The sequence below is a fragment of the Streptomyces sp. AV19 genome, assembly GCF_015999245.1.
Taxonomy (GTDB): domain Bacteria; phylum Actinomycetota; class Actinomycetes; order Streptomycetales; family Streptomycetaceae; genus Streptomyces.
This window is the reverse complement of sequence record NZ_JAEAMR010000010.1, coordinates 10,136-24,788: the sequence shown is the minus strand read 5'-3', so window position 1 is coordinate 24,788 and position 14,653 is coordinate 10,136. Positions and strand designations below refer to the sequence as shown.

The window sequence follows — 14,653 nt, the reverse complement described above, 5'->3', positions numbered from 1 at the left end:
CGTTTGAGGACAGCGCGCGCAGCGTGCTGCTGCGGAAACGGTGAAAGGGCGGGGCGGGGAGAAAAACCCGCGACCAGCGGAACCGCCCCGTCCGGACGCACGGACGTACGGCCCGTCCGTAATGGCTCGTAGACTCGTTGACCGTGGATACGACCCTGCCGGACCCCCTCGTCGACCGGCTGCTCGACGGCCGCTACCGCATCGAGGCGCGGGTGGCGGCCGGCGGCATGGCCACGGTCTACCGGGCCCTGGACACCAGGCTGGACCGGGTGCTCGCCGTCAAGGTGATGCACCCCGCCCTCGCCGCGGACACGGTTTTCGTCGAACGCTTCATCCGTGAGGCCAAGTCCGCCGCCCGGCTCGACCACCCCAACGTGGTGGGCGTCTACGACCAGGGCACCGACGGCGCGTACGTCTATCTCGCGATGGAGTACGTCGCCGGCTGCACCCTGCGGGACGTGCTGCGCGAGCGGGGCGCGCTCCAGCCGCGGGCGGCGCTGGACATCATGGAGCCCGTGCTGGCCGCGCTGGGCGCCGCCCACCGGGCGGGTCTGGTGCACCGCGACATGAAGCCGGAGAACGTGCTGATCGGGGACGACGGCCGGGTCAAGGTCGCCGACTTCGGCCTCGTCCGGACCGTGGGCACCAACAGCGCGACCAACACCGGGTCGATCCTCGGCACCGTCTCCTACCTCGCCCCCGAGCAGATCGAGCACGGCACCGCCGACACCCGCACGGACGTCTACGCCTGCGGCGTCGTCCTCTACGAGATGCTCACCGGCACCAAGCCGCACAGCGGCGCCAGCCCCGCCCAGGTGCTCTACCAGCACCTGCACCGGGACGTGCCGGCGCCCTCGGAGGAGGTCCCGGGCCTGGCGCCCGAGCTCGACGACCTGGTGACGACGAGCACGGCGCGCGACCCGGCGCTGCGTCCGGACGACGCGGTGGGCATGCTGGGCCTGGTCCGGGCCGCGCGCTCCGCGCTCACCCGGGAGCAGCTGGACGCGCGTCCGCCGCTGGCCGCCGCCCGGGAGGAGGCCGCCGGTTCGGAGGACCGCACCAGCGTCCTGCCACGCCCGGTCGCCGCGCAGCCGGTGCCCGCCCAGGCGGCGGATCCGGAGGCGTCGCCCCTCGACCTCACCGCCCGCTTCGAGCACCCGCCGGCGCCCGCCGCTCCGCCGGAGCCCCCGGCGCGGTCCCGGTTCACGGCCGCCCTGCGGAGCCGCCCGCGGCGCGTGGTGCTGATCGTCGCGGCGGTCCTGCTGGCGCTGCTGGCGGGCACCGGCGTCTGGTACGTCAACTCGGGCCAGTTCACCTCCGTCCCCGCCGTGCTGGACCTGACGCAGGCCAAGGCGGAGGAGAAGCTGGACCGGGCCGGCCTCGGCGTACGCACCAAGCAGGCGTACAGCGACACCGTCGAGCGCGGCCACGTGATGGCCACCGACCCCGGGCCGGGCAAGCGCATCCGCAACACCGGCAAGGTGACGCTGACGATCTCCCGCGGTCCCGAGCGGGCCGAGGTGCCCAACGTGGTGGGCATGCGGCTCGACGACGCGAAGGAGAAGATCGCCGGGGAGGGGCTGACGGTCGGCGACGTCAGCGCCCGGTTCAGCGACGAGACCCCGCAGGGCGCGGTCCTCGCCACCGACCCCCGGGCGGGCGAGGAGCGCCGGCCCGACACGCCCGTGGCGCTGGTCGTCAGCAAGGGCGCGCCGCAGGAGGTGCCGGACGTCGCCGGCCTGTCGGTCGCGGACGCGACGTCGGCCCTGCGCGACGAGGGCTTCCGGGTCAAGGTCTCGGACACCGAGGTCTACTCGGCGCGGGAGAAGGGCTCCGTCGCCGAGCAGTCGCCGGCGGCGGGCGCCAGGGCGGCGAAGGGCGACACGATCACCGTCACCCTGTCCAAGGGCAAGGAGATGATCACGGTCCCGGACGTCACCGGAAGGAGTGAGTCCGAGGCGCGGAAGGCGTTGACGGACGCGGGCTTCCAGGTCCGGGTGGACAAGCCGTTCCTCTTCCCGCGGGACTCCGTGGAGAGCCAGTCGGTGCGGGCCGGCGACAAGGCCGCCCGCGGCGACACGATCACCATCAAGATGAAGGGGGCCTTCTGATGACCGGTCCGACGACCGGGCGCGACCGCAATCCCGTGGGCGGGCACGTCCCGGTGGCCGGCGGCCTGGCGCGGACGGGGCTGCCCTACGCGCGGTCGATCGGCGCCGAGGCCGTGCAGGTCTTCGTCGCCAATCCGCGCGGCTGGGCGACGCCGCCGGGCAGTCCCGGGCAGGACGAGGAGTTCCGCGCGGGCTGCGCGTCCGCCGGTCTCCCGGCGTACGTCCACGCGCCGTACCTCATCAACTTCGGCTCGGACAACGGCCGGACGGTCGAGCTGTCGGTGGAGTCGCTGCGGCACTCGCTGCGGCGGGGGCGGGCCATCGGGGCCCGTGGTGTGGTGGTCCACACCGGCTCGGCCACGGGCGGGCGGGCGCGCGGCGAGGCCCTCGCGCAGGTCCACGAGCGGCTGCTGCCGCTCCTCGACGAGCTCACGCACGACGACGACCCGCGGCTGCTGCTGGAGCCGACGGCCGGGCAGGGCGCGTCCCTCTGCTCCTGGATCGAGGACCTCGGCCCCTACTTCGAGGCCCTGGAGAGCCACCCCAAGCTGGGCGTCTGCCTGGACACGTGCCATCTCTTCGCGGCCGGCCACGACCTGTCCGCGCCGGGCGGGATGAAGCTGGCGCTGGACGAGCTGGTGTCGGTGGTGGGGCCGGGACGGCTGGGGCTCATCCACGCGAACGACTCGAAGGACGTGGTGGGTGCGCACAAGGACCGCCACGAGAACATCGGCTCCGGCCACATCGGGGCCGAGCCGTTCGCCGGTCTCTTCGCGCATCCGGAGACGGCGGGCGTCCCGCTGACGATCGAGACGCCGGGGGGTGTGGAGGGCCACGGGACGGACGTCGCCCGCCTGAAGTCCCTGCGGGACGGCTAGTTCCTCTCCCCGCCCCGCCCTTTCACCGTTTCCGCGGGGGCTGCGCCCCTGCGCAACCCCGCTGCGCGCTGCCGCGCGCGGGACCGCGCTCCGCGCGGGTGGGCGGGGCTCCGCCCTCGCACCCCGCCGGGGGCTTTGCCCCCTGGCCCCCGTTTCGGGGCTCCGCCCCGGGCCCCGAAACGCGGCTTCGCCGCGGTTGTCCTCAAGCGCCGGACGGGCTGAAATGCGCGCCCGGGTTGGATATCCAGCCCGAGCGCGCAAAATCAGCCCGTCCGGCGCTTGAGGACAACCGCGCGGAGCGCGGTTTCGGGGGCGCAGGGGGCGGAGCCCCCGCCTTCGCGCGGAGCGCGGGCCCCGCGCGTCCCGCGCGCCAGGCCCCCGCCGCGGGTCCCGCAGGGGCGCAGCCCCCGCGGAAACGGTGAAAGGGCGGGGTGGGGGAGGAAAACCCTACAACTCCGGCCCGTCGCCCGGCTCCTCCTGGTACGAGTAGCGCTGCTCCCGCCACGGGTCCCCGAGGTTGTGGTAGCCCCGCTCCTCCCAGAAGCCCCGGCGGTCCGCCGTCATGTACTCGACGCCGCGGACCCACTTGGGGCCCTTCCACGCGTACAGGTGCGGAACCACCAGCCGCACGGGGAACCCGTGCTCCGCGGTGAGGAGTTCACCGTCCCGGTGCGTCGCGAAGATCGACCGCTCCGAAGCGAAGTCGGACAGCCGGAGGTTGGAGCTGTAGCCGTACTCGGCCCAGACCATCACATGCGTCACGTCCGGCGCGGGCGGCGCGAGTTCGAGGATCGTCCGGGTGGCGACGCCGCCCCATTCCGCGCCCAGGACGCTGTACTTGGTGACGCAGTGCAGGTCCGCGACGACCGTCCCGTACGGCAGGGCGGAGAACTCCTCGTGCGTCCAGCAGTGCTTGTCACCGTCGGCGGTCGCGCCGAAGACGCGGAACTCCCAGCGTTCCGGTCGGAACTTCGGCACGGGCCCGTAGTGGGTGACCGGCCAGCCGCGCTGGAGACGCTGCCCCGGAGGCAGCTGGAGATGTTCCCCTTTGCGGCTTTCCGACTGACCCATACCTCCATGGTGTCAGACCTGCCGGGGTGGTGATGACCGGGGGGTTCCCGGGGCTTCCCCGCTATCCGGCCGTTTTCCGTCCAGTTTCCGGACAACTCCCACTAAGTGTGCACTTACTGGACGGTTTCCGGGGCCGGTGCAAGGATGCGCGCTACCTGCCACTCCCCTCAGGAAGGAGCCCGCTCGATGCAGGGCGACCCCGAGATCATCGAATTCCTCAACGAACAGCTCACGGGCGAGCTGACCGCCATCAACCAGTACTTCCTGCACGCGAAACTGCAGGAGCACCACGGCTGGACGAAGATCGCGGAGCACACCCGCGCCGAGTCGTTCGACGAGATGCGGCACGCCGAGACCCTCACGGACCGGATCATCTTCCTGGAGGGGCTGCCCAACTACCAGCGGCTCTTCCACCTCCGCATCGGCCAGACGATCACCGAGATGTTCCAGGCCGACCGGCAGGTGGAGGTGGAGGCGATCGACCGTCTCCGGCGCGGGGTGGAGGTCATGCGGGCCAAGGGCGACATCACCTCGGCGAACATCTTCGAGTCCATCCTCGCGGACGAGGAGGACCACATCGACTACCTCGACACCCAGCTCGAACTGATCGAGAAGCTGGGCGAGCCGCTCTACCTGGCCCAGTACATCGAGCAGGAGAACGGCGGGGCCGAGTAGTCAGGCCGCGCGCACCGACTCCTGGCCGGGCCGCGACAACGCCGTCACCTCGGCGCTCAGCACTCCCGGCGCACCCCGGTCCGCCAGCTCCCGGCGGGGACAGGCGCCCCGTCCGAGCAGCGCCTGGATCCGGCGCACACAGCTGCCGCAGTCCGTACCGGCCTTGCTGGCGGACGCGATCTGGCGTGGGGTGCACCGTCCCTGCTCCGCGTGCTCGCGCACCTGCTGCTCCGTGATGCCGAAACACGAGCAGACGTACACGCGGTCACCGCCTCGCAGGGTAGGGATCGAAGGAATCGATCGGAATCCGGACATCGATCGGAATAAGATCAATTAGGAAGGTAACCCTTACCTTACCTGTCCGGGTCGGCCCCGCACAACGCCGAGGGGCGCGGATCACCCGATCCGCGCCCCTCGTCCGTACTCCCCGGGCCTACTGGTCCCGGTACATCTCCGCCACCAGGAACGCCAGGTCCAGCGACTGGCTGCGGTTGAGGCGGGGGTCACACGCCGTCTCGTAGCGCTGGTGCAGGTCGTCGACGAAGATCTCGTCGCCGCCGCCCACGCACTCGGTGACGTCGTCACCGGTCAGCTCGACGTGGATGCCGCCCGGGTGGGTGCCCAGGCTCTTGTGGACCTCGAAGAAGCCCTTGACCTCGTCGAGCACGTCGTCGAAGCGACGGGTCTTGTGACCCGAGGCCGCCTCGAAGGTGTTGCCGTGCATCGGATCGGAGACCCACACCACCTGGGCGCCGGACGCCGTGACCTTCTCCACCAGGGTGGGCAGCTTGTCGCGGATCTTGTCCGCGCCCATCCGGGTGATGAAGGTCAGCCGGCCCGGCTCGCGCTCCGGGTCGAGGCGCTCGACGAGGGTCAGCGCCTCCTCGGGCGTGGTCGTCGGACCGAGCTTGACGCCGATCGGGTTGCGGATCTTGGACGCGAACTCGAGGTGCGCCCCGTCCAGCTGCCGGGTGCGCTCGCCGATCCAGACCATGTGGCCGGACACGTCGTAGAGCCGGCCCGTACGGGAGTCCACCCGGGTCAGCGCCGATTCGTAGTCCAGGATCAGCGCCTCGTGGGAGGCGTAGAACTCCACCGTCTTGAACTCCTCCGGGTCCACCCCGCAGGCGTTCATGAAGTTCATCGCCCGGTCGATCTCGCGGGCCAGCTGCTCGTAGCGCTGGCCGGAGGGCGAGGAGCGGACGAAGTCCTGGTTCCAGGCGTGCACCTGGCGCAGGTCGGCGTAGCCGCCGGTGGTGAAGGCGCGGACCAGGTTCAGCGTGGAGGCCGACGCCTGGTACATCCGCTTCAGCCGCTGCGGGTCCGGGGTGCGGGCCTCGGGGGTGAAGGCGAAGCCGTTCACCGAGTCGCCGCGGTAGGTCGGCAGGGTCACGCCGTCGCGGGTCTCGGTCGGCTTCGAGCGCGGCTTGCTGTACTGGCCGGCGATCCGGCCGACCTTGACCACCGGCACCGAGCCGGCGTAGGTCAGCACGGCGCCCATCTGCAGCAGCGTCTTGAGCTTGTTGCGGATCTGGTCGGCGCCGACCGCGTCGAACGCCTCGGCGCAGTCACCGCCCTGGAGCAGGAACGCCTCGCCGCGCGCGACGGCTCCCAGACGCTGGCGCAGCTGGTCGCACTCACCGGCGAAGACCAAGGGGGGATAACTCGAAAGCTCCGCGATCACATCGCGCAGAGCCTGGGCATCCGGGTACTCGGGCTGCTGCGCCGCGGGCAGGTGTCGCCATGTCGCCTGACTGGCGACGGCATCGATATCAGCGTTCACGGTCACGATTCAACAGTACGGGGTCGCGGCAGTCGAAGTTGCTGGATCCCGCCTGGTGAGACGGTTCAGTTCAGAGCCGCCTCACCAGGACATCCCCCGCAAACGCGGGGACCACATAGCCGACCTCGACTCCCAACCGCCGCTGGTCGGACCACCCCCGCGTCAGCGGGGACCACATCCTGCTGGAACGAATGCACTCCCGGTCGGTCACGGTCATGGACTAAGGTTCCGGCATGCTCGCGCAATCGACCCAGAACTGGTGGTGGACCGCTCCTCCGGCGGCCCACTGACTGCGCGTGCACCGAATCGCGAAGGCCGCCCGAGGGGCGGCCTTCGGCGTACCTGCCCGGGCCGTTCCTCCCCACCGGAAGGAACTCCCGTGTCCGACACCGCCGCCCTCCTCGCGCGGCTGGCCGCCCCCGGCCGACCGCCGTTCGCCCTGCTCCACCGCCGCGCCCCGGGCCTGCCCGGGGACGTCGTCGAGCTGCTCACCGGCCCGGTGACCGAGGCCGCCCGGCTGGCGGACATCGCGCTGCCCGAGGGGCCGCCCGCCCGCCCGGGACCGGCGCTCGACGCGCTGGCCCTCGTCCCGTTCCGGCAGCTGCGCGAGCGCGGCTTCGACGTCCGCGACGACGGGACGCCGCTGCTGGTCCTGCACCCCGAGGAGGCGCACGAACTGCCGCTCGCCGAGGTGCTCGACGCGCTCCCGGCGCACGAGGTCCGGGTCGAGGGCGGCACCTTCGCCACCGGCGACGAGGAGTACGCCCGGATCGTGGAACGGGTCCTCCGGGACGAGATCGGCACCGGGCAGGGCGCCAACTTCGTGATCCGCCGCACTTTCGAGGGCGAGGTCCGCGGGTTCGGGGCGGCGGACGCGCTGGCCCTCTTCCGGCGGCTGCTGGCCGGCGAGCGCGGCGCGTACTGGACGTACGTCGTGCACACCGGCGACCGGACGCTGGTGGGCGCCAGCCCCGAGGTCCACGTCCGGATGTCCGGCGGCTCGGTGGTGATGAACCCCATCAGCGGCACCTACCGCTACCCGGCCGGCGGGCCCACGCCCGAGGACCTGCTGGAGTTCCTGCACGACCGCAAGGAGGTGGAGGAGCTGTCCATGGTCGTGGACGAGGAGCTCAAGATGATGTGCACGGTGGGCGACCGGGGCGGCGTCGTCGTGGGACCGCGGCTGCGGGAGATGGCCCACCTCGCGCACACCGAGTACGAGCTGCGCGGGCGCTCCTCGCTGGACGTGCGCGAGGTGCTGCGGGAGACCATGTTCGCGGCGACGGTCACCGGCTCTCCGCTGGAGAACGCCTGCCGGGTCATCGGACGGCACGAGCCGGACGGGCGCGGCTACTACGCGGGGGCGCTCGCGCTGATCGGGCGGGACGCGGGCGGCGCGCAGACGCTCGACTCGCCGATCCTCATCCGCACCGCGGACATCGACCGGCGCGGCCGGCTGCGGGTCTCCGTCGGCGCCACGCTGGTGCGCGGCTCCGACCCGCGCGGCGAGGTCGCGGAGACGCACGCGAAGGCGGCGGGCGTACTGACGGCGCTCGGCGTCCGGCCCGCGGCCGGCCGCCCCGCCGCGGTGCCGGCGGCGCGGCTCGCCGACGACGTCCGGGTGCGGGCGGCGCTGGACGCGCGGCGGGCGGATCTGGCGCCGTTCTGGCTGCGGATGCAGGAGCTTCCCGCCGAGGCGGCCGGGCACGCGCTGGTGGTCGACGCGGAGGACACCTTCACCGCGATGCTCGCGCACCTGCTGCGCGCCTCCGGCCTGACGGTGACCGTCCGCCGCTACGACGCGCCCGGGCTGCGCGCCGCCGCGCTCGCGCACGAGGGCCCGGTCGTCCTCGGCCCGGGCCCGGGGAATCCGTCGGACGCCGCCGATCCCAAGATGCGGCTGCTGCGCGGCCTGACCGCGGACCTGCTGGCCGGGCACCGGCACGGCGTGCTGGGCGTGTGCCTGGGCCACGAACTGATCGCGGCGGAGCTGGGTCTGGAGATCGCGCGGAAGGCGGTGCCGTTCCAAGGCGCGCAGGAGCGGATCGACTTCTTCGGGGCGCCGGAGACGGTGGGTTTCTACAACACGTTCACGGCGCGGTGCGACGAGGCTGCGGCCGGGGAGCTGGCGATGCACGGCGTCGAGGTCGCGCGGGACGCGGCGACCGGCGACGTCCACGCCCTGCGCGGCCCCGGCTTCGGAGGCGTCCAGTTCCATCCGGAGTCGGTGCTGACGGTGAACGGGGTGGGGATCGTGGGGCAGTTGCTGTCCGCGGTGGCGGTGAGTTAGCCCCAGCCCCGCCCTTTCACCGTTTCCGCAGGGGCTGCGCCCCGAAGCGCCCTCCGGGCGCTGTCCTCAAACGCCGGACGGGCTGAATCAGCCCGTCCGGCGTTTGAGGACGAACGCGGCGCAGCCGCGTTGCACCCCCGCGCGGAGCGCGCGAGAAACGGTGAAAGGGCGGGGCGGGGAGAGAAAACCCGGCCTCAGCCGAAGAAGACCTTCACCTCCTCGTACCGCTCCAGCGGCACCGTCTTCAGACGAGCCGTCGCCTCCCCCAGCGGCACCCGGACGACGTCCGTGCCCCGGAGCGCGACCATCACCCCGTAATCCCCGTCCCGCACGGCGTCGATCGCGTGCAGACCAAACCGACTGGCCAGCCACCGGTCGAACGCACTCGGCGTCCCGCCCCGCTGCACGTGCCCCAGCACCGTCGTCCGCGCCTCCTTCCCCGTCCTCCGCTCGATCTCCTTGGCGAGCCACTCCCCCACCCCGGAGAGGCGGACGTGGCCGAAGGAGTCGAGGGCGGCGGCCGCGTCCTTCAGGACGAGGTCGCCGTCCTCCGGCATCGCCCCCTCCGCGACGACCACGATCGGCGCGTAGCTGGCCCGGAAGCGGGACGTGACCCAGCCGCACACCTCGTCGAGGTCGAAGCGCTGCTCGGGGATGAGGATGACGTTCGCGCCGCCCGCCAGCCCGGAGTGCAGGGCGATCCACCCGGCGTGGCGGCCCATCACCTCCACCACCAGCACCCGCATGTGCGACTCGGCCGTGGTGTGCAGCCGGTCGATCGCCTCCGTCGCGATGCCGACGGCGGTGTCGAAGCCGAAGGTGTAGTCCGTGGCCGAGAGGTCGTTGTCGATGGTCTTGGGGACGCCGACGCAGGGGATGCCGTACTGCTCCCAGAGCCGGGCCGCGACCCCGAGCGTGTCCTCGCCGCCGATGGCGATCAGCGCGTCCACCTCGCACTTGGCGAGGCTCTCCCGGATCCTGCGGACGCCGTCCCGCTCCTTGAAGGGGTTGGTCCGCGAGGAGCCGAGCATCGTGCCGCCCCGGGGCAGGATCCCCCGGACCGCCGGGATGTCGAGCCGGACGGCGGCCCCGGTGAGCAGCCCGCGCCAGCCGTCCTTGAAGCCGGTGAACTCGTAGTGGTACTCCTGCACGCCCTTGCGGACGGCGGCGCGGATGACCGCGTTGAGCCCGGGGCAGTCACCGCCGCCGGTCAGCACTCCGACCCGCATGCCAGACACCTTCCCTCCCTCGCGACGGCCGCCCGGCGGCCCCGCGGTGCGGGCTCAGGCGTCGTCGAGACCTCGCTCTATCGCGTAGCGGACGAGCTCCACCCGGTTGTGCAGCTGGAGCTTGCCCAAGGTGTTCTGCACATGGTTCTGCACCGTCCGGTGGGAAATAACCAGGCGTTCGGCGATCTGCTTGTACGAGAGTCCCTTGGCGACGAGGCGCAGCACCTCGGTCTCGCGGTCGGTCAGCCGCGGCGCGTCGGGGGTGTCGGGGGCCGGCGGCGCGGGCTCGGCGGCGAGGCGGCGGTACTCGCCGAGGACGAGGCCGGCCAGGCCGGGGGTGAAGACGGGATCGCCGGCCGCGGTGCTGCGGACGGCGGCCAGCAGCTCCTCCGTGCTGGCCGACTTGACCAGGTAGCCGGTCGCGCCGGACTTCACCGCCTCCAGCACGTCCGCGTGCTCACCGCTGGCGGAGAGCACCAGGACGCGCAGGGCCGGGTCCGCCGCGACCAGTTCCCGGCAGACCTCGACGCCGGGCAGCCCGGGCAGGTTGAGGTCGAGCACCAGGACGTCGGGGGCGGCGGCCCGGGCACGGCGCACGGCCTGCGGTCCGTCGCCGGCCGTGGCCACCACGTCGTAGCCGGCGGCGGCCAGGTCGCGGGCGACGGCGTCGCGCCACATCGGATGGTCGTCGACGACCATGACCTTCACGATGTCGTTCATCTCGTGCTCCCCCGTGGTACTCGGAGTTCGACTTCCGTGCCCTGTCCGGGCACGGACACCAGCTCGGCGCGGCCGCCCAGGTCGCGCAGCCGGCCGCGGATGGACAGGGCGACGCCCATCCGTCCCTCCCGCTCGGCGTCCGCCAGCCGGCCCTCGGGGATGCCGGGGCCGTCGTCCCGCACCGTGACGATCACCTCGTCCGGCTCGTCCTCCAACAGGATCCAGGCCTTGGCGTCCTCGCCCGCGTGCTGCGCCACGTTGTCCAGGGCGGCGCCGACGGCGGCGGCCAGCTCCGCGGCGGCCGCGGCCTCCAGCAGGACGGGCGTGCCGGGCGCGGCGAGCGAGACGGCCGCCCCGGCGTACGGGGCGAGGAGCGCCCGCAGGTCGCAGGGGCCCCGCGGCGCGGCGGGCGCGGGGACGGGGGCCGGGGCCGGGTCGGGCGCGGACGCCTCGGGCCCGCGCCGGGGCAGCAGGCCGCCGGCGACCAGGGTGCGCAGCGCGATCTCCTGTTCACCGGCCATCCGGCCCAGTTCGGCGGCCTCGCCGCCGAGGGCGGTGCCCCGGCGCTGGACCATGGCCAGCACCTGGAGGACGCTGTCGTGGATGTCGCGGGCCAGCCGCTCCCGCTCGCGGGTGGCCGCCTCGATCCGCAGGGCCTGGGCGAGGGTGCGCTCGCTGACCCGCGCCACCTCGACGATGTAGCCGATGGCGATGCTGGCGACCCAGACGAGCAGCACGTCGTGGAGAGTGTCCCGGGGCAGGCCCTCGCGCTCCACGGCGTTGGCCAGGGCCACCAGGGTGGCGGCGAGGGCGGCCCACCGCCAGCCGCCCTTGATCGCGCAGCCGAGCACGGCGCCGGCCGTCCAGATGGACGGGAGGGTGGCCGCGCCGTCCTCGATGCGGAAGGAGGAGTCCAGCAGACCGGTGAGGAGAATGCCGCTCAGCGCGATGCCGAGGTCGACGACGAGGAAGCGGCGGGTACAGCGTTCGGCGGAGGTGACGCGGTTCCAGGTGAGCAGCGTCCACAGAGTGAGTACGCCCATGTAGAGCGCCGCCGCGAGCGGATGGTCGTAGTCGCGGTAGTCGGGGATGAACAGGAGGAGCGCGTAGCAGAGCGTCACGAGCCGGTAGCCGGTCAGCGCGCGCCACAGCGGCAGCTCCACGGACATCCGTACGCGACGCGGGCGCGCGGTGCGCTCGCTCGTCATCCCCCCACCTCTCACGCTCCCCGGCCCGGGGAGCGCGCCTACTCCCCGCCCTTGTCGCTCTTCTCGCTCTTGTCGCCCTTGTTCCAGAAGTGCTTCTTCTCGGGCTCGAGGCCGGCGGCCTTGGCGGCCTTCTCGGCCTCCTTCTCCTCCTCGGCCTTCTTCTTGGCCGCGTCGGCGATCTGCCGCTTGGCCGCCGTGGCGTAGATGTCCACGTACTCCTGGCCGGAGAGCTTCATGATCTCGTACATGACCTCGTCGGTCACCGAGCGCAGGATGAAGCGGTCGCCGTCCATGCCGTGGTAGCGGCTGAAGTCCAGCGGCTTGCCGATCCGGATGCCGGGCCGGATCATCTTCGGCACGACCTTCCCCGGCGGCTGGACCTTCTCCGTGTCGATCATCGCCACGGGGAGCACGGGGGCGCCGGTGGCCAGCGCCACCCGGGCCAGGCCGCCCGGCTTGCCCCGGTAGAGGCGGCCGTCCGGGGAGCGCGTGCCCTCCGGGTAGATGCCGAAGAGCTCACCGCGCTCCAGCACCTCGATGCCGCTCTTGATCGCCGCCTCGCCCGCGCCGCGGGCACCGGAGCGGTCCACCGGGAGCTGGCCGACGCCCTTGAAGAACGCGGCCGTCAGCTTTCCCTTGACACCCGGAGAGGTGAAGTATTCCTGCTTCGCGATGAAGGTGATCTTGCGATCGAGCACCGCGGGCAGGAAGAAGGAGTCCGAGAACGAGAGGTGGTTGCTCGCCAGGATCGCGGGCCCCTCGGCGGGCACGTTCTCCAGGCCCTCCACCCACGGCCGGAAGGCAAGCTTCAGCGACCCGCCGATGGACAGCTTCATAGCGCCGTAGAACAACCGAGAACCTCCTGTGTGTGACGAGGAGACCTTAACCTGCCTACCCCCCGTGCGGCGCTCCGCGTAGGCTGAGGGAACAGACCCTGTCCTTCCGCGGCCGCCGCGCGTCGTGCCCGTCATGCCCTGTCGTGACGCCCGTCGCGCCCGCGGTCCCGCTCCACGATCGGAGATCCCGGTGCCGCTCCTCCCCGGCGCCGAGCCGTTCCGCCACGAAGGCGGAGAGGTCGGCGTCCTCGTCTGCCACGGCTTCACCGGTTCCCCGCAGTCCGTACGGCCCTGGGCCGACGACCTCGCCGCCCGCGGGTTCACGGTGTCGCTGCCCCTGCTGCCGGGTCACGGCACCCGCTGGCAGGACATGCAGATCACCGGCTGGCAGGACTGGTACGCCGAGGTGGACCGCGAGCTGTGGGCGCTGCGGGAGCGCTGCGCCCAGGTCTTCGTCTGCGGCCTCTCCATGGGCGGGGCGCTGGCCCTGCGGCTGGCGGCCCGGCACGGGGACGCGGTCTCGGGCGTCGCCGTGGTCAACCCGGCCAACAAGGTGCACGGGATGGGCGCCAAGGCGCTGCCGGTGGTGCGGCACTTCGTCCGCACGGCCGCCGGGATCGCGAGCGACATCGCCAAGCCCGGCTCGGAGGAGGTCGGTTACGACCGGGTGCCGCTGCACGCGGCACACTCCTTCCGGCGCTTCCTCCAGCTGGTGGACCGCGAACTGCCCCAGGTGACCCAGCCGTTGCTGCTGATGCACAGCCCCGAGGACCACGTCGTGCCGCCGGCCGACTCCGCGCGCATCCTGGCCCGGGTCTCCTCACGGGACGTCACCGAGCGGCTGCTGGAGCACAGTTACCACGTGGCCACGCTCGACCACGACGCGCCGGCGATCTTCGAGGACACGTACGCGTTCGTCTCCCGGCTCGCCGCGCAGCGGACGGCCTCCCATGGCTGAGCGCGACGCCGGCCACGACCGCGACCGGGATCCCCTCGACGAGGACGCCGCGTGGGCGGAGCTGGTCGCGGCGTACGGGGAGCAGCCGGACCCCGACAAGGGGCGCTGGCCGGCGACGGGCGGCGCGGACGCGGCTGCGGCGGCGCCCGCCGCGCCGGCGGTGGAGGCGGAGGCTCCTGACGCGGAAGCCCCCAAGCCGCCGGACCGCCCCGGCAGTTTCATCGTCTACGCGCCGGGGGTCGGCCCCCGCGACTGGTCCGCCCCGCCGCCCTCGGAGGCGGACGACGACGATGACGAGGGCCACTTCGTCCCCCCGGAGCCTCCGCCGCTCCCGTCCGGTGACGTCACGTCGCGCTTCGCGTGGCTGGCGGTGCTGGGCGGGCCGTTGCTGCTGCTGGTGATGGTCCTGCTGCAGCAGGAACTGACGTGGTGGATCACGACGTTGGGGATCGGGGGCTTTCTCGGCGGCTTCGCGACGCTGGTCCTGCGGATGCGTGACGGGGACGACGAGGACGACGAGGATCCGGGGCGCGGCGCGGTGGTGTGAGGGGGGGTGTTTGCCCCCGGACGGCCCTTTCGCCGTTTCGGTGGCAAGCCCCGGGGCCCGTAACGCGGCTTCGCCGCGTTGGCCCCCGGAACCGCGCTCCGCGCGGTTGTCCTCAAGCTCCCCGGAGAGGCAACCCCCGGACGGGCTGGATTCGGGGCTCCGCCCCTGCACCCCGAAGCGCCCTCCGGGCGCTGCCCTCAAGCGCCGGGCGGGCTGGGTGCCCCTCCCCGCCCTTTCACCGTTTCCCGGGGAGACCCCGGACCCCGTCCGCCCTCCGGGCGGAGTCCTCAAACGCCGGACGGGCTGGATTTCGCGCCCCCGCCGGATATCGCCCGCACGAATATTGC

At 72.8% G+C, this 14,653-nt stretch carries 14 protein-coding genes; 7 read left to right on the top strand and 7 right to left on the bottom strand.

Features of this window, described 5'->3' with window-relative positions; genetic code table 11:
• Positions 1-143 precede the first annotated feature (143 nt).
• Together pknB and I5Q34_RS18450 are read left to right on the top strand one after the other, a co-directional pair.
• Positions 144-2,111: a Stk1 family PASTA domain-containing Ser/Thr kinase gene (pknB, locus tag I5Q34_RS18455; protein WP_199893430.1), complete on the top strand. Its 1,968-nt coding sequence runs from the start codon at positions 144-146 to the stop codon at positions 2,109-2,111.
• Positions 2,111-2,989, top strand: coding sequence for a deoxyribonuclease IV (locus I5Q34_RS18450; RefSeq protein ID WP_199893429.1), 879 nt, complete (start codon positions 2,111-2,113; stop codon positions 2,987-2,989). The genes pknB and I5Q34_RS18450 overlap by 1 nt, the downstream gene beginning before the upstream one ends.
• Positions 2,990-3,436: 447 nt before the next feature.
• Here I5Q34_RS18450 and I5Q34_RS18445 read toward each other — a convergent pair whose 3' ends face one another.
• Entirely contained in the window at positions 3,437-4,060 is a 624-nt protein-coding gene (locus tag I5Q34_RS18445; RefSeq protein WP_199893428.1) for a sulfite oxidase-like oxidoreductase, read from the bottom strand.
• Positions 4,061-4,246: 186 nt separating this feature from the next.
• On the opposite strand from I5Q34_RS18445, the gene bfr reads away from it, so the two are divergent.
• Positions 4,247-4,735: a bacterioferritin gene (gene bfr / locus I5Q34_RS18440; RefSeq protein ID WP_199893427.1), complete on the top strand. Its 489-nt coding sequence runs from the start codon at positions 4,247-4,249 to the stop codon at positions 4,733-4,735.
• Here bfr and I5Q34_RS18435 read toward each other — a convergent pair whose 3' ends face one another.
• Both I5Q34_RS18435 and I5Q34_RS18430 read right to left on the bottom strand, forming a co-directional pair.
• A complete protein-coding gene (locus I5Q34_RS18435; protein WP_199893426.1) occupies positions 4,736-4,996 on the bottom strand; it encodes a bacterioferritin-associated ferredoxin in 261 nt (86 codons plus the stop codon).
• Between the two features lie 172 nt (positions 4,997-5,168).
• Positions 5,169-6,524, bottom strand: coding sequence for a class II 3-deoxy-7-phosphoheptulonate synthase (locus I5Q34_RS18430; protein WP_199893425.1), 1,356 nt, complete (start codon positions 6,522-6,524; stop codon positions 5,169-5,171).
• Between the two features lie 227 nt (positions 6,525-6,751).
• Here I5Q34_RS18430 and I5Q34_RS36085 point away from each other — a divergent pair, with 227 nt between their 5' ends.
• The gene (locus tag I5Q34_RS36085) at positions 6,752-6,808 is read left to right on the top strand and encodes a trp operon leader peptide (RefSeq protein WP_199894238.1); all 57 of its coding nucleotides are present in this window, start codon (positions 6,752-6,754) and stop codon (positions 6,806-6,808) included.
• 89 nt (positions 6,809-6,897) lie between these two features.
• Complete coding sequence (locus tag I5Q34_RS18420; protein ID WP_199893424.1) at positions 6,898-8,808, top strand: anthranilate synthase family protein; 1,911 nt, start codon at positions 6,898-6,900, stop codon at positions 8,806-8,808.
• A 194-nt stretch (positions 8,809-9,002) separates the two neighbouring features.
• Here the strand turns inward: I5Q34_RS18420 and I5Q34_RS18415 are convergent, their stop codons facing one another.
• Genes I5Q34_RS18415 through I5Q34_RS18400 form a run of 4 tightly spaced genes read right to left on the bottom strand, consistent with a single transcriptional unit; the run spans position 9,003 to position 12,801 of the window.
• Positions 9,003-10,037 carry a 6-phosphofructokinase gene (locus I5Q34_RS18415; protein WP_199893423.1) on the bottom strand — a complete coding sequence of 345 codons (1,035 nt, stop codon included), beginning with the start codon at positions 10,035-10,037 and terminating at the stop codon, positions 9,003-9,005.
• Positions 10,038-10,091: 54 nt separating this feature from the next.
• Positions 10,092-10,757, bottom strand: coding sequence for a response regulator transcription factor (locus tag I5Q34_RS18410; protein ID WP_199893422.1), 666 nt, complete (start codon positions 10,755-10,757; stop codon positions 10,092-10,094).
• Positions 10,754-11,965 (bottom strand): MacS family sensor histidine kinase, encoded by a 1,212-nt coding sequence (gene macS, locus I5Q34_RS18405; protein WP_374193039.1) that lies wholly within the window; start codon positions 11,963-11,965, stop codon positions 10,754-10,756. The genes I5Q34_RS18410 and macS overlap by 4 nt, the downstream gene beginning before the upstream one ends.
• Positions 11,966-12,003: 38 nt before the next feature.
• A complete protein-coding gene (locus tag I5Q34_RS18400; RefSeq protein WP_199894236.1) occupies positions 12,004-12,801 on the bottom strand; it encodes a 1-acyl-sn-glycerol-3-phosphate acyltransferase in 798 nt (265 codons plus the stop codon).
• 190 nt (positions 12,802-12,991) lie between these two features.
• Between I5Q34_RS18400 and I5Q34_RS18395 the strand changes: the two genes are divergently transcribed.
• Entirely contained in the window at positions 12,992-13,759 is a 768-nt protein-coding gene (locus I5Q34_RS18395; RefSeq protein WP_199893421.1) for a carboxylesterase, read from the top strand.
• Complete coding sequence (locus I5Q34_RS18390) at positions 13,752-14,306, top strand: hypothetical protein (protein WP_199893420.1); 555 nt, start codon at positions 13,752-13,754, stop codon at positions 14,304-14,306. The genes I5Q34_RS18395 and I5Q34_RS18390 overlap by 8 nt, the downstream gene beginning before the upstream one ends.
• Positions 14,307-14,653: the final 347 nt, after the last annotated feature.